Here is a 19,345-nt window from a genome sequence, read left to right as displayed (position 1 = left end):
GAATTAGTCGGCGGGAGGAAAATCGTGATAGGAACGGGGCAGATAGCCCCACAGGCGCGCCACCCGGTCGCGCACCTCGAAATCGAAACCGATGCGTTGGAGCTCCGGCACGATCCACACGCCATGGTCGATGATTTTCTTCGGCAGCAGCATGGCCACGTGTTCTTCCGAGTACAGGCTGATGTCGAACCATTCCACGCCCATGAACGGAAACGGCGGATGGTAATCCCATTCCGTGTCCCAGCGCGACACGTAGCCGCTGACGGAACCGTAGCGGTACGACGGCGCCCAGTCGGTGCGCCCGCGCATGAAGGCCAGCAGCTCGTTCCACTTGCAGTCGTTGGCGGCGCCGGCCAGGTTGCGCCGCGCGATGTGGCCGCGCAGCTTGCGCTTGATGTCGTCGCCGCCGGCGTCGGCCAGCGGCAGGCTGGCGTGCGCCGCCAGGGCCATCAGCGCGCCACCGGCTTGACTTTCGACGCGGCCAGCACGGCCCGTTCGCGCGCCGTGTCGATATCGCCGGCCGTGGCCAGCGCCACGCCCATGCGGCGGCGGGCGAACGATTCCGGCTTGCCGAACAGGCGCAGGTCGGCGCCCGGCACGCTCAAGGCATCGGCCACGCCTTCGAAGGCGATACCTTTCGCTTCCAGCTGGCCGTAGATGACGGCCGAGGCGCCGGGCGAGCGCAGCGCCACGTTGACGGGTAGACCCAGGATGGCTTTCGCGTGCAGCTCGAATTCGCTCTGCACCTGGCTGGCCATGGTGACCATGCCCGTGTCGTGCGGACGGGGGCTCACTTCCGAGAACCACACCATGTCGTCCTTGACGAACAGCTCCACGCCGAACAGGCCCAGGCCGCCCAGGTTGTCCGTCACCTTGCGGGCGATGTCGCGCGAACGCTCGAGAGCCAGCGGCGCCATGCGCGCCGGCTGCCACGATTCCACGTAGTCGCCGTGTACCTGCAAATGGCCGATCGGTTCGCAGAACTGCGTCTCGATCTGTCCCGAGGCGCCCACGGCGCGCACCGTCAGCAGGGTGATTTCGTAGTCGAAGTCGATGAAACCCTCGACGATGACGCGGCCCGTATCGACGCGGCTGCCGCTGGCCGCATACGCCCACGCCGCCTCCACGTCAGCGGCGCCATCCAGTTTGGACTGACCCTTGCCCGACGAGGACATCACGGGTTTCACCACGCATGGGAAGCCGATCTCCTGGCAAGCGGCCTGCAACTCCTGCAGGCTGCTGGCGAAGCGGTAGGGAGAAGTCGCCACGCCCAGGGTTTCGGCGGCCAGGGTGCGGATGCCTTCGCGGTTCATCGTCAGCACGGCCGCGCGCGCGTTCGGGATGCACGTGATCTGCCCCGCCGCTTCCAGCGCCGCCAGGGTCTCGGTGGCGATGGCTTCGATTTCCGGCACGATCAGGTCCGGCTTTTCCAGGGCGATCAGGGCGGCCAGCGCCACGCCGTCGCTCATGTCGATCACGTGCGAACGGTGCGCCACGGGGTGGCCCGGCGCGTTCGGATAGCGGTCGACGGCGATCACTTCCACGCCCAGGCGCTGCAGCGCGATGATCACTTCCTTGCCCAGTTCGCCGGAACCCAGCAGCATGACCTTGATGGCGGTGGAAGACAATGGCGTGCCGAAAGTGCGGGGCGCGATGGTGTTGCTGGTGCTGATAGTCATGGGCAGGGTCAATCTGGCAATGGAAAGATGGCCGGAACTATAGCAAATGCCGGCCATCTTGGACAGGGCGCGCCGCTGGCGTGCGCCCCCTGCCCCGCGTGGCAGGCTAGCCCGCGTACGCGCGCTTGATCTCGTCGATGTCGATCTTCTTCATGCCCATCATGGCCTTCATCACGCGCTGGGCCTTGACGGGGTCGGGATCGCCCAGCAGCTTGACCATGATGGTGGGCACGATTTGCCACGATACCCCGAACTGGTCCTTGAGCCAGCTGCATTGCTGCGCTTCCGGCGGCCCGCCCCGGGACAGCAGATTCCAGTAGTGGTCAACCTCGTCCTGGGTTTCGCAATTGACCTGGAACGAGATCGCTTCGGAAAACTGGAACAGAGGGCCGCCGTTCAAGCCCGTAAACGTCTGGCCATCGAGCTCGAAGGCCACCGTCAGCACGCTGCCCGGCTCCTGGCCGTGGATTTCCTTGCCCTCCTCGCCGTAGCGCAGGATCTGGCCGATCTTGGAATTGGGAAATATTTCCGTATAAAACCGGGCCGCCGCCTCGGCGTTGCCGTTGAACCATAAACATGGGGTAATCTTTTGTACGCTGTGCATGATGTCTCCCTTGGCCGGTGTATGGATTAGCCCCTTTAATATAGTCACAATTGCGCCGCCGGGGCGCGCAATTTGCCGCCGCCTTGCGCGACGTCGTCGCGTCCCAGGATGCCGGCGCTGGCCAGCAGCCGCAGGCGGGCCGAGCGCCATTCCGCCTGGCAACGGATGCGCTCCTGCCGCGCCTCGAGCAGCGCCGACTGCGTGTTCAGCATTTCCAGGATATCGGCCGCGCCCAGGCCGAACTTGCGCCGCACGCTGGCCAGCGCGTCCTGCGCCGCATCCAGCCACGCTTGCGAGGCGGCCAGGTTGGCCAGCGCCGTGCTGGCATCCGCATGCGCTTTCACCAGTTCCATCAGGGTCTGCTGCCGCACTTCCTCAGCCTCGGCTTCCCTTTGCCCGGCCTGCGCCTGCGCGCCGCGCACCTTGTAGTGGCGCGCAAAACCGTCGAACAGGGGGATGTTGAGCGAGATGCCTACCAGGGTTTCGCGCGTGGAGGCCGGCGACAAGCCCTGGTTCGGACGGCCGTTCTGGTAGAGATTGGCCGTCAGGTCGATGCTGGGGCGGCCCTCCGAGCGGGCAATGTCCACCCGATCGCGCGCCGCCGCCAGCTGCGCCTGCGCCGCCAGGATGGCCGGGTGGCGCTCCCTGGCCCTTGCCAGCCAGGCGTGCAGCTCATCCTGCAAGCCCCCGTGCAGGCCCGCCGCCGCGCCGTCCGCGTCGTCGTCCAGGGTCACGCCCGCATCGGCCGGCAAGCCCAGGGTGTAAATGAGCACCGCGCGCGCCTTGTGGAACTCGCCGTCGGCGCGGCTGGCGCCCAGGGCCGCCTTGGCCAGGGCGCTGGCCGCCTGCAGGGTGTCGCTGTGCGAGCCGAGACCCCGCTGGGCGCGGCGCTGCGTGGCCAGCACCGTTTCATTGGCCAGCGCCTGGTATTCCTGCCGCATGCGCACGCTGGCGCGCGCCGTCTGCGCCTCGAAATACGCGCTGACCGTCGCCGCCAGGGTCTTTTGCAGCACGGCGTCGCGGTTGGCCAGGGCCGCGTCCAGCATGGCTTGCGCGGAACGCTGGCCCGCCGCGCGTCCGCCGAAGTCGAACAGGCGCCAGGACAGGCTCAGCGAACCCGTATTGCTGTTCAGGCTGCCGGACGGCGTGTCCGCGCCCGGATAGGCGGTGCGGTCATGCACCCGGCTCAAGCCCCCATTCAGGGTGGGCAGATAGGCGGCCCTGGCCTCGCCCACGCCGGCCGCCTGCAGCCGGATGCCGGCCCAGGCGCCGTGCACCTGCGCGTTGCGGCACAGGGCCAGGTCGACGGCCGCCGGCAGGGTCAATGGGACTGCGGCTTCGTAGGTAGATGGACATGGCGCGGCGTCCAGCATCTGCGCCCGGACTGGCGCGGCGGCCAGGAACAAACCGGCGGCGAAGAAAATGGCGGCGTGCCTAGCGTTCATGCAGCGCCTCCTTCTGGTGCCGCACCAGCGGCGAGAGCACATATTCGACCACCCTGCGCGTGCCCGTGCGGATTTCCGCGCGCACGGCCATGCCGGCCGACAGCGGCACCAATCTGCCGTCGATGACGATGGCCGGCTGGCGCAAGGTGATCCTGACCGCGTAGACAGGCCCCTTTTTTTCATCCTCGATGGCGTCGCGCGAGACGCTGCTGACGACGGCGGGCACGGTGCCATACTTGGTGTAGTCGAAGGCGTCGACCTTGACGGCGACCGCCTGCCCTGCCTGCACAAAGCCCACGTCGCGGTTTTCCAGCATGGCGTCGATTTCCAGCCTGCCCTGGCGCGGCACGATCTGCATCAGCGCCTGCGCGGCCGGCACCACGCCGCCCACCGTATGCAGCTTGAGCTGCTGCACCGTGCCGTCGACGGGCGCCGTCAGGCGCAGCAGGCTGCCGCGGGCGCCCGCGCGGCGCGCATCCTGGCCGCTGGCCGCCGCCACTCTCGCGCCTTCCGCCAGCGCGTCGTAGGCGTCTTTCCGCGTCTGCGCCACCAGGGCCGCCCGCTCGCTGCGGGCCGACGCCAGCTGGCCGGCCAGGTCGATGCGCGCCTGCTCCTTGTCCAGCCACGCGTGTTCGGCCACGTCGCGCGTGGCCAGCAGCGCCCGGTAATCGCCGGCCCGCTGCGCCGCCAGCGGCAGCGCCTGCGCGTAGCGGGCGATTTCGCCGTCGAGATGCGCCAGCCGGGCGCGAAAACTCGCGTACTGGCCATCCACGTGCGCCTGCGCGGCGGCGCGCTCCAGCGCGGATGCCTGCTCCGGCGCCGCCAGCTTCGGCGGCGCGTGCGTATCGACGGCGGCGATCAGCGCGCGCGCGCGGGCCATCTGCAGCGCGGCCGCCACGGCGTCGCCGGCAGCCTTGTCGCGCTCGGCGTCGGGGCCGCGGCTGTCGAGCTCCACCAGCAGCTCGCCCGCTTTGACGGCTTGCCCTTCCCGCACGTGCAGGGCGCGCACGGCGGCCACGTCGACGGAAGCGATGGTCTTGGTGTTGCCGGATGGAATGATCTTGCCCGCCGCATGCACGATGATGTCGACCTTGCCGAAGACGGCCCACAGCACCACGCAGCCGACCAGCAGCATCAGCACCCTGGCCGTGAGGCGCAGCGACGGCGACACGGGCCGCTCCTGCAGCGCCAGCGCGGCCGGCAGGAAGCCCGCCTCGTCTTCGCTGAGCACGGGGCCGCCCAGGGTGGCGCGGCTTTGCCAGCTATGCCGCAACACCTGGGCATAACGTTTCAACAACTCGCCATACGCGGCGAGACGGTGGCCGGCGCTCATGTTGCGTCCCCTGTTGCGCTCCCGGCGCCGCCCTGCTGCAGGCTGTACAAATGGGCATAGATGCCGCCCGGCCGCTTCAGCAGAGCGGCGTGGCTGCCCAGTTCCGCCACTTGCCCCCGCTCCATGACGACGATGCGGTGCGCTTCGCGCACGGCCGACAGGCGGTGAGCGATGATCAGCACCGTGCGCCCCGCGCAAATGCCGCGCATATTATCCTGGATAATCTTTTCCGACTCGTAGTCGAGCGCGCTCGTCGCCTCGTCAAAAATCAGGATGCGCGGGTCGCCGATCAGGGCGCGGGCGATGGCGATGCGCTGGCGCTGGCCGCCCGAGAGGCCCGTGCCGTGCTCGCCCACCATGGTGTCGTAGCCTTCCGGCAGTTCGCAGATAAAATCGTGGGCGCCTGCCAGTTTCGCCACGGCAATGACCGCCTCGATGGGCAGCGCCGGGTCGCTCAGGGCGATGTTGTCGCGCACGGAGCGGTTGAACAGGATGTTTTCCTGCAGCACCACGCCGATCTGGCGCCGCAGCGACGCCGTGTCGATGACGGCGATGTCCTGCCCGTCGATCAGCACCTTGCCCCGCTCGGGGATGTACAGGCGCTGCGCCAGCCGCGTCAGGGTGCTCTTGCCGGAGCCGGAACGCCCGACGATGCCGATCACCTCGCCGGGCGCGATGGCGATCGACACCTCGCGCAGCACCTCGGCCGCGTCCGGCCGGTAGCGGAAACCCACCTGCTGGAAGTCGATGGCGCCGGCGATGCGCGGCAGGCGCGCCTTCTGGCTGCCCGCGTTTTGGCTGCCCGCTTCCGTGCGGGCGTTGAGGATATCGCCCAGCCGGCTCATGGAAATGCCCACTTGCTGGAAATCGTTCCACAGCTGCGCCAGGCGCAGGATGGGCGAGGCCACCTGCCCCGCCAGCATGTTGAAGGCCACCAGCTCACCCACCGTCATCCTGCCGTCGATGACGAGGGTGGCGCCCCACCACATGATGGCCGCCGTCACCAGCTTGCTCACCAGGGTGACGCCGCCGCTGGCCAGCATGCCGATGTTGTTCGCGGACAGGCCGGCCGACACATAGCCGGCCAGCTGCCTTTCCCACTGCTGCTGCCAGCGCGGTTCGACGGCCATGGCCTTGACGGTATCGACGCCGCTGATGGTTTCAACCAGAAAAGACTGGTTTTCCGCGCTGCGGTTGAATTTCTCGTTCAAGCGCCCCCGCAGCACGGGCGTGAGCAGCATCGACAGGGCCGCGTAGACGGGGATCGACGCGAGCACGACGACGCTGAGCGCGGCGCTGTACCACAGCATCGCGGCGATGAAGATGAAGGAAAACAGCAGGTCGAGCACCAGGGTCATGGCGTTGCCGGTAAGAAAAGAGCGGATGTTTTCCAGTTCATGGATGCGCGCCACGGAATCGCCCACGCGGCGCGCCTGGAAATACGCGATCGGCAAGGCCAGCAAGTGGCGGAACAGGCGCGCGCCCAGTTCCACGTCGATCTTGCTGCTGGTGCGCGCGAAAACATAGGTGCGGATGAGGCCCAGCGCCGCCTCGAAGACGATGGCGCAGACCAGGCCGATGGCCACCACGTTCAAGGTCTGCATGGCGTGGTTGACCAGCACCTTGTCCATCACCACCTGGAAAAACAGGGGCGTGGCCAGGCCGATCAATTGCAGCACGAAGGAAATGAGCAGCACTTCGCCCAGAAGCCTGCGGTATTTGACGATGGCGGGGATGAACCAGCTGAAGTCGAAGCGGGCCGTCTCGCCCGCATAGCTGGCCTTGCTGGTAAAAAAGATCAGTTCGCCCGACCAGGCGGCGAGGAAAGCTTCGCGGCCGAGGATCTGCGGCGGCTGGCCCGGATGCTGGATCAGCACCTTGCTCACGGCGCCGTCGCTGCTGTCGACCTTGCCGAGGATAAAGAAACGCCCGTCGTGACCGATGGCGATGGCGGGCAGCGGCGATTGCGCCAGCCGTTCGGGCGGCTGGCGCAGCAGCTTGGCCGTCAGGCCCAGCTCTTTCGCGGCCAGCAGGACGGTTTGGCGCGTAAACACGGCCTGGCCGAAAGCGTGCTTGAGCTGGGCGCCGTCGGCGGCGATGCCGTGCAGGCTGGCCATCAGCAGCAGCGACAGCAAGCCCGTGTCGGGCGCGGGTTCAGTGGGCGAAGTAGCGTGGCGATATGGAAGTGCGGTCATCGGATCATGTCGGAAATCAATGGCGCAGCCGGGCCGGGACGTGCAAGGCCGGCCCGGCTGCGCGGGGGTGGAACTACGTACTCAAGCGATCAACGTAAGCGATCATTGCGCTGCCGCCAGCTGGATCTGCGTCGACGGGTTGCCGTGGCCGGACCAGGGCGCCGATGCGGCGGCCGGCACGGCAAAACCGGCCATGGCCTGCACCAGCTGCGCCGGATCCGCTTGCCAGGCAGCGGATCCGCCCTGGCTGGGCACGCCGAATTGCTGCGCAGCACGCCAGTTCTGCGCCAGCGCAGGCGCCAAGATGGCAGCCGTGCCTGCAGGCAAGGTCAGCTGGCCGGCCGGCGGCGGCGTCAGGCCCGCCATGGCCTGCACGAGGTTTTGCACATTGCCACCCAGCAAGACGCGGCCATCGGCCGTGCGGAATTCCTCGATGCGCCGCAAGGTGCTCTCGTACCAGCCCGTGACGGTAACCTTGTCGCCCGTGCCGATGGTGCTCACTTCCAGGGCCGTGCCCACCTGGCGGAACCACAGCTGCTCGGCGCTGACGCCGGCCAGGAAGGCCACCACATCGCGGCTGCCCGCCTCGTCCGCCTCGTTGATCACGTCGACGCCGTCGCCGCGGGCGAAGACATAGGTGTCGTTGCCCAGCGCGCCGGACAGGATGTCGTCGCCTTTGCCGCCTTGCAAGGTATCGTTGCCGAGACCGCCCACGAAGATATTCTTGAGTTCATTACCCATCAGCACATCATCGAACTTGCTGCCGATGACCGCATTGAAGTTGGCCACCACGTCCACGCCCGGACGCGCCGCCAAGGCAGCGCCGACGGGCGCGAAGGCCACCGTCGCGCCCGTGCCGGCATTGAGATAATTGAGCGTGTTGCCTGCGCCGGCGCCATCGAGCACGTTGCCGCCAGGGCTATCGACGAAAAACACGTTGTTGGTGTAGGCGCTGCCCGTCACTGCCAGGCCGGGGCCGCTGAGGCGCACGTACTCGACGTTGTCGGCCACCGTGTAGCTGACGCTGGTGTACACGGTGTCGGTGCCGCCGTTGCCCCGCTCCACGATGAAGTCGCCGCTGTGATTGACGTAATAGGTATCGTTGCCGCCCAGCCCTTCCATCAGGTCGGCGCCGGCCGTGCCGTTGATGACGTCGGCATTCGCCGTGCCGACAAAGGTTTGTCCCGTCGGCTGCGTGGGACCGTTGAAGTGCCAGGCCTGTGCCAGCACGGGCGCCAGGGCGGCGGCGGTGCCTGCCGGCAAGGTCAGCTGGCCCAGCGGCGGCGGCGCCAGGTTCGCCATCGCCTGCACCAGCAATTGCACGTCCGCACCACGCAGGATGTGGCCGGCAGCCGTGCGGAATTCCTCGATGTTCGGCGTGGCCGCATTCCAGCCGCGGATGGTGATCTTGTCCGTGGTGCCGATGGTGCTCACTTCCAGGTCCGTGCCCACCTGGCGGAACCACAGCTGGTCGATGTTGATGCCGGCCAGAAAGGCGATGGCATCATAATTGGCTTCTGCAGCCGTTTCGACAATGAGGTCGTTGCCGTCGCCACGGGCGAAGACATAGATATCGTCGCCCAGGCCGCCGGTCAGCAGGTCGTCGCCCTTGCCGCCTTGCAAGGTGTCGTTGCCGAGGCCGCCGGACAGGGTATTTGCCCGCTCGTTGCCGGACAGCACGTCGTCATAGGCGCTGCCTTCCACGCTACTGAAATTGACCAGCACGTCGCTGCCAGGCAGCGCCGTGGGCGTGCCATGGATGGAGTAGAGGGTAGCCACCGCGCCCGTCTGGGAACCGGCATAGCTGGCAACATTATCCAGCCCGGCGCCCAGCAGCACGTTGCTGCCGCTGACGTCGACATGGAAGCGCTGGTCGCTGTTGCTGCCGGACACGGTCAGGCCGGCCGCGCTGATGTGCACCTCTTCGATATGCTCGGCCACCGTGTAGTTGGCGCTGACATAGACGGTATCGCGTCCGCCACCAGCCTGTTCAACCACCACGTCGCCGCTGTGGTTGACATAATAAATGTCGTCGCCGGCCAGGCCCGTCATCACGTCGGCGCCCGCCGTGCCCTTGATGATGTCCGGGTTCGCCGTGCCGGTAAAGGTGCCATTGCTGGGCTGGTTCGGTCCTTCCGTGCGCCAGTTCTGCGCCAGCGCCGGCGCCAGAGCGGCGGCGGTCGCCGCTGGCAGGGTCAGCTGGCCGGCCGGCGGCATCGCCAGCCCTGCCATCGCCTGCACCAGCTTGTGCACGTCGCTGCCCAGCAGCACGCGGCCTTCGGCCGTGCGGAACTCCTGAATGCGCGGCGCCGCACTGGAAAACCAGGCGTTGACGGTGATCTTGTCGCCGGTGCCGATGGTGCTGACTTCCAGCGCCGTGCCCACCTGGCGGAACCACAGCTGATCGGCGTTGACGCCGGCCAGGAAGGAGACCACGTTATGGCTGCCCGCCTCTTCCCCTTCAACGATCACGTCGGCGCCGTCGCCGCGCGCAAAGATATACGTGTCGCTGCCCTGCATGCCCGCCAGCGTGTCGTCGCCCTTGCCGCCGCGTAGGATATCGTTGCCAAAACCGCCCACGAGGGCGTTTTTGAGCTCGTTGCCGGTCAAGACATCGTCGAGCTTGCTGCCGACGATGTTGGCGATATTGAGCAGCACGTCGCTGCCGGGAGGCGCGCTCACCGGGCCGTTCGCCCCGGACAGGGTGGCCGTCACGCCCGTGGCGGAAGCGGCGTAGTTGACCGCGTTGCCCGTGCCGCCGCCATCGATCCTGTTGCCACCGGCCACATCGACGAAAAAGACGTTATTCGTGTTGGCGCTGCCCGTCACGCTCAGCCCGGCGGCAGTCAGGTACACGCTCTCCACGTTGTCGGGCAAGGTGTAATTCACGCTGGTGTACACCTTGTCGCTGCCGCCGTTGGCCAGCTCGACGATCACGTCGCCGCTGTGGTTGACGTAATACGTATCGTCGCCCGCCAGTCCCTCGAGCACGTCGGCGCCCGTGGTGCCGCTGAGCACATCGGCGTTCGCCGTGCCCACGAAACGCTGCGGGGCCGCCAGCGCAGAGCTGTTCAGGTAAGCCTCGACGGCGGAGACGTTGGTGTCAGATGCAATTCTTTCAGTCATGTTGCAGTTTCCTGTCGTTAAACTTCAAAACCAAGAGTGAATATGTCGGCGCAAGCTGACATGCAAGGCAAAAGTCCCGGCCGCATCCACTTGCAGTTCAGCGTGCACCATCAACGGTCCGGCACTTTCGGCGCATGGACGGCGCGCGCTTGAGCGCCGCCTCGCATGCACCCCCTACTGACGCGCAAGCGGACGACACACTGTTATTTGTCATGCAAATGTCACACTGGTGGCAGGAAGCGCAACGGCGGGAGAAGGTGGAGCAGGAAGAGAAGGTGGAGATGGCGCGCGCGGGCGCGCCCGATGCGGCTGGCGCTTATTTGCAGGGCGCCGCGGCCTGCAAGGCGCGCAGGGTGTCCATGCGGCCGGTAAACAGCGCGCGTGCATCGTCCAGCGCCAGACCCGGCCGGCTGGCGGCAAAACCGGCCCAGGCTGGCGCGTGGCGCGCCGCCTCATTCCGGCCGTGCTGGCCATCGAGCCAGGCGATGGCAGCCATGGCTTGTTCCTGATCAAAGTACAGCTGCGGCTGGCGCAGGTAATGTTCGAGATAGCGGTGCAGGTAGTCGCGGCTGGCGGGCGTGTCGAAAACGGCCAGCGCCAGGCAATACGCGCTGCCCGCGTAGCAGACCTCGCTGGCCAGCAGCAAGCCGCCCAGCTGGTCCGTGAAGGCGCCCTGCCCGGTCAATGCGGCCAGGTAGGCGCCCGCCGTGCGGCTGCGCCAGTCGAATTGCCCCAGCAGGCGGGCGATGACGGCGGCGTCGGCCTGCGCCAGCCGCGCCGCGCACTCCTGCACCTGGGGCTGGTGCAAGCCCATGTACAGGGGCCGCACCCAGTCGTCGCGCAGGGCCGCCGTCAACGCTTCCTGCGGCGGCAGCGGCGCGATGCCGAACGGGTGGGCGTGGCGCACGATGGCGCCGGCCACGTGGCGCCGCAGGGCGGTGTTGTCATCGCTCAAGGCCAGCCTCCCGAAGTACGCTGATCGAATTGTTCCACCAGGAAATCGATGAATACGCGCAGGCGCGGCGGCAGGTGGCGGCTGGCAGGCCACAGCAGCCAGAACGCCGTGCGCGCCTGCGTGTGCGCTTCCAGCAGCGAGACCAGCTGCCCCGCCGCCAGCTCGCGCTGCACGGCAAAGGCCGGCAGGTAGGCGATGCCTTGCCCCTGCACCGCCAGGAAGACGCGCATTTCCACGCTGTTGCAGACCATGCCCGGTGCCGGCTGGGCAGCCTCGTCCATCAGCGGCCACTGTTCCAGGCGGCCCGTGGCGGGAAAACGGTAGTGCAGGCGCTGGTGCCGCAGCAGTTCGGCGCCGTCGGCGGGCCGGCCATGGCGCGCCAGGTAGGCGGGCGAGGCCACCAGCAGGCGGCGGAACGTGCACAGTTTGCGCCGCATCAAGCCCGAATCGGCCAGTTCGCCCGTGCGCACGGCCACGTCAAAGCCGTCGCTGACGATGTTGACCATGGCGTCGGAAAAATCGAGATCGAGTTCGATGGCGGGATACGCTTGCATGAAGGCGGCGATGGCCGGCTCGAACAGGCCGCTGTAGCGTGGCAGGCTGATGCGCAGGCGGCCGCTCGGCGCGCCGCCCGATTCGCCCAGCTCGCGCTCGGCCGCTGCCACCTCGGCCAGGATGCGCTTGCAGCGCTGCAGGAATTTTTCCCCTTCCGCCGTCAGCGCCAGGTGCCGCGTGCTGCGCTGGAACAGCCGCGCGCCGAGCCGCGCTTCCATGCGCGCCACGCTCTTGCCCACGGCCGACGATGACAGGCCCAGCAGCCGGCTCGTGGCCGAAAAGCTGCCGCTGTCGGCCACCTGCACGAACATGGCGATCCCGCCCAGGCTATCCATACGATTTTCCATTGAAGACATTCTTGTCCGATATGTTCGTCAGTTTAGCCCATTTTTCTTCAATGGCGGGCGCGCCATACTCGCCCCTCTTTCTTTCATCTCCGACACCGATGCCCTTTTCCTCACGCTTTTCTCTCCCGCTGCAAGTGCTGGCCGCCTGCCTGACGGGCTTGCTCATTCCCCTGTGCTTCACGGGCCCGGCCATGGCCTTGCCCGCCCTCGGCGCCGAACTGCACGGCAGCGCCGCCGCCCTGAACTGGGTCGTCAATGCGTATATCCTCAGCTATGGCAGCGCCATGATGGTGGCCGGCAGCCTGACGGACGTGCTGGGACGGCGCCGCGTCTGGCTGGCAGGGCTGGCCCTGTTTTGCGCGGCGACCCTGGCCATCGCCGGTGCGCCCTCGGTGGCGTGGATCGCCGCGCTGCGCTTCGTGCAGGGCCTGGGCGGCGCGGCCGCGTTCGCCGCCGCCATGTCGTCGCTGGCGCCCCTGTTCCACGGCGCGGCGCGCAGCCGCGTAATGAGCGTGCTGGGCACGACCTTCGGCCTGGGCCTGGCCTTCGGTCCGCTGGCGGCCGGCGCCATGCTGGCGCTGGCCCGCTGGCCCGCCATCTTTTACGCCACGGCCGCGCTGGGCGCCATCGGCATGCTGCTGGTGGGGGGCAGCGTGCCGGCCGATGCGGCGCGCGGCAAGGGCCGCGTGGACTGGCCCGGCGCCATCAGCTTCAGCGCCGCGCTGGGCCTGCTGACCCTGGGCATGCTGCTGGCGCCCGAACACGGCTGGCGCAGCGGGGCCGTGCTGCTGTCCGTCGCCGCGTCCGTGATGCTGTTTTTCATTTTTATCAGGATCGAACGCAGGACGGCGCAGCCCATGCTGGACTTGACCCTGTTCCGCCAGCGCCGCTTTGTCGCCGTGCAAGTGCTGGCCGCCTCGCCCGCCTTCCTGTTCATCGTGCTGGTCGTCATGCTGCCGGGGCGTTTCATCGGCATCGACGGCATGTCCGCGCTGGCGGCGGGCCGTTTGATGGTGGCCCTGGCCGCGCCATTGCTGCTCGTGCCCGTGCTGGCGGCGCTGCTGTCGCGCTGGATCAGTGCCGGCATGCTGTGCGCGGCGGGATTGCTGCTGGCCGCGGCTGGCCTGACCTGGCTGGCGCAGGTGCTGGGCCATGGCGGCACCGCGGCGCTGGCCGGCCCCCTGCTGCTGGTCGGCGCGGGCATCGGCTTGCCGTGGGGCTTGATGGATGGCATGGCCTTGAGCGTGGTGGAAACAGAGCGGGCCGGCATGGCGACGGGCATCTTCAATACCGTGCGCATCAGCGCCGACGGCGTGGCGCTGGCTATGGCGGGCGCCACGCTGGCCGGCCTGATCGCGGCGGCGCTGGCGCGGCAGTTGCCCGCAGATCTACCGCTATTGGCGGCCGCCAGCCGCGCCGCGCTTGGCGATATGCAACAGGCAACACAGCTGCTGGGCGGCCACGAAACACTGCTGCGCGCCAGCTACGACGCCGCCTTCCGCCAGTTGCTGCACGGCCTGGCGCTGCTGGCCGTGGCGCTGGCCGCGCTGCTGCCGTACTTGCTCAGGAAGAAAGAAAGGCGTCTAGGCGTCGAGGCCGTAGAACACCGCGACAAGGATGGCGATGTTGTTGCAGGCACGGGCAAAGGTCGTTGTCGCGTAGGCCACGGCCACAGTGGGCGCGCGGTAGCGCAGGTAGACAAAGCTGAACATGGCGCCTGAACCGAGCGCGACGATGGCGTGCAGCAAGCCGCCGCTGATGAAATGCACGATAGCCCACAGGATGGCGCCGATAAAGATGCTCAGCTGGCGGCTGGCGCCCAGGCGCCTGAGGATTTCCAGCGGCAGCAATTGCCCGAGGAATGTTTCCAGGATGGGAGAATAGATGACGACCCAGAACACCAGCAGCGGCAGCGACATTTCCCGCTTGAACTTGGACAGGCCCGTGTGCGCGCCCCAGTATTCGGGCGGCAGCAGCCACTTGGTGAGGAACAGGATGGCAAAGCACAGCATGCAGGTGAGCAAGCCCCAGCCGAGACCGGCAAGGGCCAGCTGCAGCACGGGCGGCGCCGGCTTGTCGTCGTCCGGGCTGGATAGATCATGGCTGCTGCGCACTTGCATGAGTAGTCCTGGCGGTGATCCAGCGCTCATTGTAGCGCGGAATACGACTATTGGCGCATGGCTGCCGGCGCGCCGCGCCGCCGCGCCATCGGCGTCAGGCCGCCAGGCGCAGGCGGCCGTTCGGCGGCGGGGCCAGCTTGAAGATGCCCACTTCCTGTTCCAGCTGCGCCGCCTGCTGCTGCAGTTCGTGCGCGGCGGCGGCGGCCTGCTCGACCAGGGCCGCGTTTTGCTGGGTCACGCGGTCCATGTCGACGATGGCGCGGTTGACCTGCTCGATGCCGGCGCCCTGCTCCTGCGTGGCGTGGCTGATTTCGGCCATGATGCCCGTCACCCTGCCGATGCCGGCCACCACCTCATGCATGGTGGCACCGGCCTGCTCGACGAGCACCGTGCCCGTGCCCACCTTGCTGACGGAGTCGTCGATCAGGGCCTTGATTTCGCGCGCGGCGGCGCTCGAGCGCTGCGCCAGGTTGCGCACTTCCGTCGCCACCACGGCGAAACCGCGCCCCTGCTCGCCCGCGCGCGCCGCTTCCACGGCCGCGTTCAGGGCCAGGATGTTCGTCTGGAAGGCGATGCTGTCGATCACGCCGATGATGTCGACGATCTTGTTCGACGAGGCATTGATGAGGCCCATGGTGTGCACCACTTCGGCCACGGCCTTGCCGCCCTGCTCCGACACCTTCGACGCTTCGCGCGCCAGGCGGTTCGCCTGCTGGGCGTTGTCCGCATTCTGGCGCACGGTGGAAATCAGTTCTTCCATCGATGACGCCACTTCCTCCAGCGAACCGGCCTGCTGCTCCGTGCGCTGCGACAGGTCGCGGTTGCCCGAGGCGATCTCGGTCGAGGCCGTGGCGATGCTTTCCGTGCCGTGCCTTACCTTGCCGACGATGGCGGCCAGGTTGTCGCGCATGGTCTTGATGGCGAACAACAAACTGCTGTCATCGCCGTGGCGCGTATGCACGTCGATGGCCAGCTCGCCCAGCGCGATGCGCCCGGCGATCGTGGCCGCATACGCGGGTTCGCCGCCCAGCTGGCGCAGCAGACCCCGCGTGATGACGGTGGCGACCGCAATGCAAATGAGCACGCTGAGCGCGGCCAGCACGCCGATCCAGCGCAGCGACTGGCCGTAGATGGCGCGCGCGGCCACGCTGGCCTGCTCCGATTCGCGCTGCACGCTTTTCAGCACCGTATCGATGTCGGCGACGATCTGGCGCCGCAGGGGGCTGCATTCCTCGACGAGGAAGGTACCGTACTGCTCCATCTGCCCCGTGGCGCGGAACTGGCGCGGACGCTGCAGTTCCTGCGCCATGGCTTTCAAGCCCGTGCTGACCTTTTCGAACTGCGCATCGCCGGCGAACCGCGGCGCCAGCTTCGCCAGCGCTTCCAGGTACAGCGCTTTCTGGGCGTCGAGGATGGCCAGTTCTTTTTCGGCGGCGGCCTGGTCATGGAAGATATACGCGTTGCGGGCGGCCAGGCCCGTCTGGTCGAGCGCTTCGCGCGCCACGTACAGCGGTTCGAGTTTTTCCAGCTGCACTTTTTCTTGCGCGTCCATGGCGCCGGAGATGGCGCCGATGCGCAGCAGCGCGAAGGCGGCCAGCACCAGCATCAGCAGCACCAGCAGCCCGAAGCCTGCGCTCAGGCGCGCGCCTATCGTCAAACGATTGAATGACATCATTGTTGTTATTGCCCTGTATAAAGTTGATTGTTGCCGGCTCCGCTAGAGCCAGCGATCTGCTCGCCGTCGTGTTGCCTTTCCCGCATGGCGCAGGATGGGTCTCTAACTGGCGTTTTTTGGGCAGTCAGCTTCTAATTTCGGGCAATGTCGCTGCGCGGGGAGAAACCCCGCGCCATACAACAGCACACTGAATTATAAGCGAACAGCGTTATGGATGATTCCACGCGCTCGCTTTTAGTGCCTTGATGCAAGTCAAGGAGCGCCGTGTCAGCCCGCGCCCGGGGCGTCGATGACGGCCATGGTGATGCGCGAAATGCAGCACAGCTTGCCGTCATCATCCGTGATGCGGATTTCCCAGACCTGGCTGGTGCGGCCACGGTGGATGGGCGTGGCGCGCCCCGTCACGTGGCCGCCGCGCACGCCGCGTACGTGGTTGGCGTTGATTTCCTGGCCCACGCTCACGTGGCGGCGGCTGTCCAGGCAGGCATTCGCGGCCATGCTGCCCAGGGTTTCGGCCAGCAGGACGGACGCGCCGCCATGCAGCAGCTTGAAAGGCTGCATGGTGCGGTGGTCGACGGGCATGGTCGCCTCGATCCAGTCGGGGCCGATGGCCGAGAATTCGATGCCCAGGTGGCGCATGGCCGTGCCCTCGCTGGCGGCGTTGAGGGCGGCCAGGTCGAGCGGTGCGTGCCAGATTTCCATTGTTACCCCTTCAGTGATGAAATAAAGCCATTGTAGGACAGAGCGCCAGCGCGCGCCGCTTCATCTTTCCTTCACCGTGGCACGGGGTAGCTGGGGCATTAACTGGTTATAATTGCCCCATTCTTTCAAAACGAGGTTGTGTATGAAGTGGGCCTTGCTGGGCATTTTTGTGTTTTCTGTTTTACATATTCATTTTCGGGGCAAGGTGCGCCTGCCGTTTCGCCGCCAGATCTTCGATCACTCCTCGTTCATGGCGCCGCTGAACCTGTTCATGCACACCTTTTCCAAGGTGCCGGCCACGCCCTATCTGTCCGTCGATCAATTCCCGGAACTGGCACCGCTGCAGCAGAACTGGCAAATCATCCGCGATGAAGCGCTGCGCATGCAGGAAATGAAAAAGATCAAGGCGGCCGAGAAGAACAATGACGTCGGCTTCAATTCCTTCTTCAAGTATGGCTGGAAGCGTTTCTACCTGAAATGGTATGACGCGAACCACCCGTCGGCACAGCAGATGTGCCCGCAAACCTATGCGCTGCTGCAATCGATTCCCTCGATCAAGGCGGCCATGTTCGCGGAACTGCCGCAAGGCGGCAAGCTCAACCCGCACCGCGACCCGTTCGCCGGCTCGCTGCGCTACCACCTGGGCTTGCAGACGCCGAACGACGACCGCTGCTTCATCGACGTCGATGGCGAGCGCCACAGCTGGCGCGACGGCCAGGCCGTGATGTTCGATGAAACGTATATCCACTGGGCCCGCAACGATGCCGACAGCGACCGCATCATCCTGTTCTGCGACATCGAGCGCCCGATGCGCTACCGCTGGGCGCAAGGCTTGAACCGCTGGCTGGGCCGCACCCTGATGACGGCCGCCGCCTCGCCCAACGAACTGGGCGACCAGGTGGGCGGCGTGAGCAAGCTGTTCCAGATTTCCTGGACCATGGGCCAGTACCGCCGCCGCTTCAAGGCGTGGAACAAGACGGCGTACCAGGTCACCCGCGTGGCGCTCGTGATTGGCATCATCGCGCTGATCTACTTTATCTAGCTGCCGGGCTGTCGTTCCCATAAGAAAACCGCCTGCAGGCGGTTTTTTTTATAATGCGATGCCACCGACCAGGAGAATTTTCAAAAATGACCGAACGCGACCGCCAGTACGACATCCAGATCGGCGAGGATGCATGGATAGAACACGTCAGCATCGCAGAACGCTACGGCCAGGCCGTGGACATCGATGCCCACCTGGCAGGGCTAGGGCCGCTGATCGACCGCCTGGAAAGCTATTGCGTGGCCGGCTGCTGCGGCTTCGATGCCTTCGATTTCACGCGCGGCGGGATCGACGCAGCGCTGCCCGGGCTTGATCGGGCGGCATTACTGGCGGCATGCGCGTCGGCCAGGAATGCCGTGGCGGCGGTGACCAGCGGCGTGGTACTGAGTCCCAGAATGAACAACGCGGCCGACAGCCTGGTCTTCCTGCGCCTGCTCGAGCATATCGAAGCCTGCATCGCCGGCAGTCCGGCAGCCGTTTGACGACGCCGCCTCGCCCAACGAACTGGGCGACCAGGTGGGCGGCGTGAGCAAGCTGTTCCAGATTTCCTGGACCATGGGCCAGTACCGCCGCCGCTTCAAGGCGTGGAACAAGACGGCCTACCAGGTCACCCGCGTGGCGCTCGTGATTGGCATCATCGCGCTGATCTATTTTATTTAAGCGTCTTGCTTGCACCGCATTGGAAAACCGCCTTCGGGCGGTTTTTTTATAATGCGATGCCACCGACCCGGAGAATGTTGAAAAATGACCGAACGCGACCGCCAGTACGATATCCAGATCGGCGACGACGCCTGGATCGAATTCATCGATCTTGACGGCCGCTATGACCAGGCGATCGACATCGATCCCTTGCTGGGGGAACTGTGGCAGCTGATCTGCCGGCTGGAAACGCATTGCGTGGCCGGCTGTTGCGGCATGGATGCCTTCGATTTCACGCGTGAAAGCATAGCTGCGGCGCTGCTTGAGCTTGACCGCGCGCAACTACATGCCGCCTGCGCGCAGGCCAGGGCCGCCGTGACGGCGGTGGCCAGCGATGTATTGCTGAGTAGCACGATGAACCACATGGTGGATAAACGCGTGTTCTTGCAATTGCTCGACCATCTCGACGCGTGCATCAGCCCGCAGGATCGCGCGGGAGCTTGACCTTGCCAAGGCGGGAAGGTCCACAGTGACGGCATTGAAGGATAACCGAGGAGAATCCCGCATGCCAAAAATCACCGTCCTGCCCCATCCCGAGCTGGCCCCGAAAGGCGCCGTCTTCGACGCGCCGGAAAACATGAGCATTTGCGACGCCTTGCTACTTCACAAGATAGACATCGAACATGCCTGCGGCCAGGTGGGCGCCTGTTCCACCTGCCACGTGGTCGTGGTGCAGGGTTTCAATTCGCTCAACGAGCTGGGCGACAATGAAGAAGACATGCTCGACCAGGCCTGGGGCTTGCAGCCCCACTCGCGCCTGTCGTGCCAGGCGCGCCTGGCCCAGGAAGACCTGACGGTGGAGCTGCCCCGGTACACGCTCAACCACGCCAAGGAATAGTCCCCGGCGCGGTTGCCCGACTGCCCTACG

The 19,345-nt window shown here is 66.5% G+C and carries 17 protein-coding genes; 6 read left to right on the top strand and 11 right to left on the bottom strand.

Going from position 1 to position 19,345, the window contains the following annotated elements; all coding sequences use genetic code 11:
• Positions 1–3: 3 nt before the first annotated feature.
• The 9 genes from AC0V2Y_RS10765 to AC0V2Y_RS10725 all read right to left on the bottom strand — a co-directional run bounded on the left by AC0V2Y_RS10765 (position 4) and on the right by AC0V2Y_RS10725 (position 12,227).
• Entirely contained in the window at positions 4–450 is a 447-nt protein-coding gene (locus AC0V2Y_RS10765) for a DUF6678 family protein (RefSeq protein WP_475416359.1), read from the bottom strand.
• A complete protein-coding gene (purT, locus tag AC0V2Y_RS10760; RefSeq protein ID WP_475416360.1) occupies positions 450–1,679 on the bottom strand; it encodes a formate-dependent phosphoribosylglycinamide formyltransferase in 1,230 nt (409 codons plus the stop codon). The genes AC0V2Y_RS10765 and purT overlap by 1 nt, the downstream gene beginning before the upstream one ends.
• Positions 1,680–1,785: 106 nt before the next feature.
• Positions 1,786–2,283, bottom strand: a complete 498-nt coding sequence (locus AC0V2Y_RS10755) for a VOC family protein (protein WP_475416361.1) — start codon at positions 2,281–2,283, stop codon at positions 1,786–1,788.
• 44 nt (positions 2,284–2,327) lie between these two features.
• Positions 2,328–3,728, bottom strand: coding sequence for a TolC family protein (locus tag AC0V2Y_RS10750; protein WP_475416362.1), 1,401 nt, complete (start codon positions 3,726–3,728; stop codon positions 2,328–2,330).
• Positions 3,718–5,061: an HlyD family type I secretion periplasmic adaptor subunit gene (locus tag AC0V2Y_RS10745; RefSeq protein WP_475416363.1), complete on the bottom strand. Its 1,344-nt coding sequence runs from the start codon at positions 5,059–5,061 to the stop codon at positions 3,718–3,720. Before AC0V2Y_RS10745 ends, AC0V2Y_RS10750 begins: the two co-directional genes overlap by 11 nt.
• Entirely contained in the window at positions 5,058–7,256 is a 2,199-nt protein-coding gene (locus AC0V2Y_RS10740; protein ID WP_475416364.1) for a type I secretion system permease/ATPase, read from the bottom strand. The genes AC0V2Y_RS10745 and AC0V2Y_RS10740 overlap by 4 nt, the downstream gene beginning before the upstream one ends.
• A gap of 102 nt (positions 7,257–7,358) precedes the next feature.
• Positions 7,359–10,382 carry a calcium-binding protein gene (locus tag AC0V2Y_RS10735; protein WP_475416365.1) on the bottom strand — a complete coding sequence of 1,008 codons (3,024 nt, stop codon included), beginning with the start codon at positions 10,380–10,382 and terminating at the stop codon, positions 7,359–7,361.
• Between the two features lie 316 nt (positions 10,383–10,698).
• A complete protein-coding gene (locus AC0V2Y_RS10730; protein ID WP_475416366.1) occupies positions 10,699–11,337 on the bottom strand; it encodes a DUF6000 family protein in 639 nt (212 codons plus the stop codon).
• Positions 11,334–12,227, bottom strand: coding sequence for a LysR family transcriptional regulator (locus tag AC0V2Y_RS10725; protein WP_475416367.1), 894 nt, complete (start codon positions 12,225–12,227; stop codon positions 11,334–11,336). Before AC0V2Y_RS10725 ends, AC0V2Y_RS10730 begins: the two co-directional genes overlap by 4 nt.
• 110 nt (positions 12,228–12,337) lie before the next feature.
• Between AC0V2Y_RS10725 and AC0V2Y_RS10720 the strand changes: the two genes are divergently transcribed.
• Positions 12,338–13,960: an MFS transporter gene (locus AC0V2Y_RS10720; RefSeq protein ID WP_475416368.1), complete on the top strand. Its 1,623-nt coding sequence runs from the start codon at positions 12,338–12,340 to the stop codon at positions 13,958–13,960.
• A 493-nt stretch (positions 13,961–14,453) separates the two neighbouring features.
• Here AC0V2Y_RS10720 and AC0V2Y_RS10715 read toward each other — a convergent pair whose 3' ends face one another.
• The gene (locus AC0V2Y_RS10715) at positions 14,454–16,034 is read right to left on the bottom strand and encodes a methyl-accepting chemotaxis protein (RefSeq protein WP_475416369.1); all 1,581 of its coding nucleotides are present in this window, start codon (positions 16,032–16,034) and stop codon (positions 14,454–14,456) included.
• 267 nt (positions 16,035–16,301) lie between these two features.
• Positions 16,302–16,736: a hotdog fold thioesterase gene (locus AC0V2Y_RS10710; protein ID WP_475416370.1), complete on the bottom strand. Its 435-nt coding sequence runs from the start codon at positions 16,734–16,736 to the stop codon at positions 16,302–16,304.
• 142 nt (positions 16,737–16,878) lie between these two features.
• Here AC0V2Y_RS10710 and lpxO point away from each other — a divergent pair, with 142 nt between their 5' ends.
• The 5 genes from lpxO to fdx all read left to right on the top strand — a co-directional run bounded on the left by lpxO (position 16,879) and on the right by fdx (position 19,315).
• Positions 16,879–17,778: a lipid A hydroxylase LpxO gene (gene lpxO, locus AC0V2Y_RS10705; RefSeq protein ID WP_070218708.1), complete on the top strand. Its 900-nt coding sequence runs from the start codon at positions 16,879–16,881 to the stop codon at positions 17,776–17,778.
• Between the two features lie 86 nt (positions 17,779–17,864).
• Complete coding sequence (locus AC0V2Y_RS10700; protein WP_143449882.1) at positions 17,865–18,260, top strand: DUF6331 family protein; 396 nt, start codon at positions 17,865–17,867, stop codon at positions 18,258–18,260.
• A 43-nt stretch (positions 18,261–18,303) separates the two neighbouring features.
• The gene (locus AC0V2Y_RS10695) at positions 18,304–18,438 is read left to right on the top strand and encodes a hypothetical protein (protein ID WP_475416371.1); all 135 of its coding nucleotides are present in this window, start codon (positions 18,304–18,306) and stop codon (positions 18,436–18,438) included.
• Between the two features lie 84 nt (positions 18,439–18,522).
• Complete coding sequence (locus tag AC0V2Y_RS10690; RefSeq protein ID WP_475416372.1) at positions 18,523–18,921, top strand: DUF6331 family protein; 399 nt, start codon at positions 18,523–18,525, stop codon at positions 18,919–18,921.
• 61 nt (positions 18,922–18,982) lie between these two features.
• Entirely contained in the window at positions 18,983–19,315 is a 333-nt protein-coding gene (fdx, locus tag AC0V2Y_RS10685) for an ISC system 2Fe-2S type ferredoxin (protein ID WP_475416373.1), read from the top strand.
• Positions 19,316–19,345 lie beyond the last annotated feature (30 nt).

Source organism: Janthinobacterium sp. BHSEK (assembly GCF_056174685.1).
The sequence above is the reverse complement of the archived record's forward strand: the minus strand, read 5'-3'. Positions and strand labels throughout refer to the sequence as shown.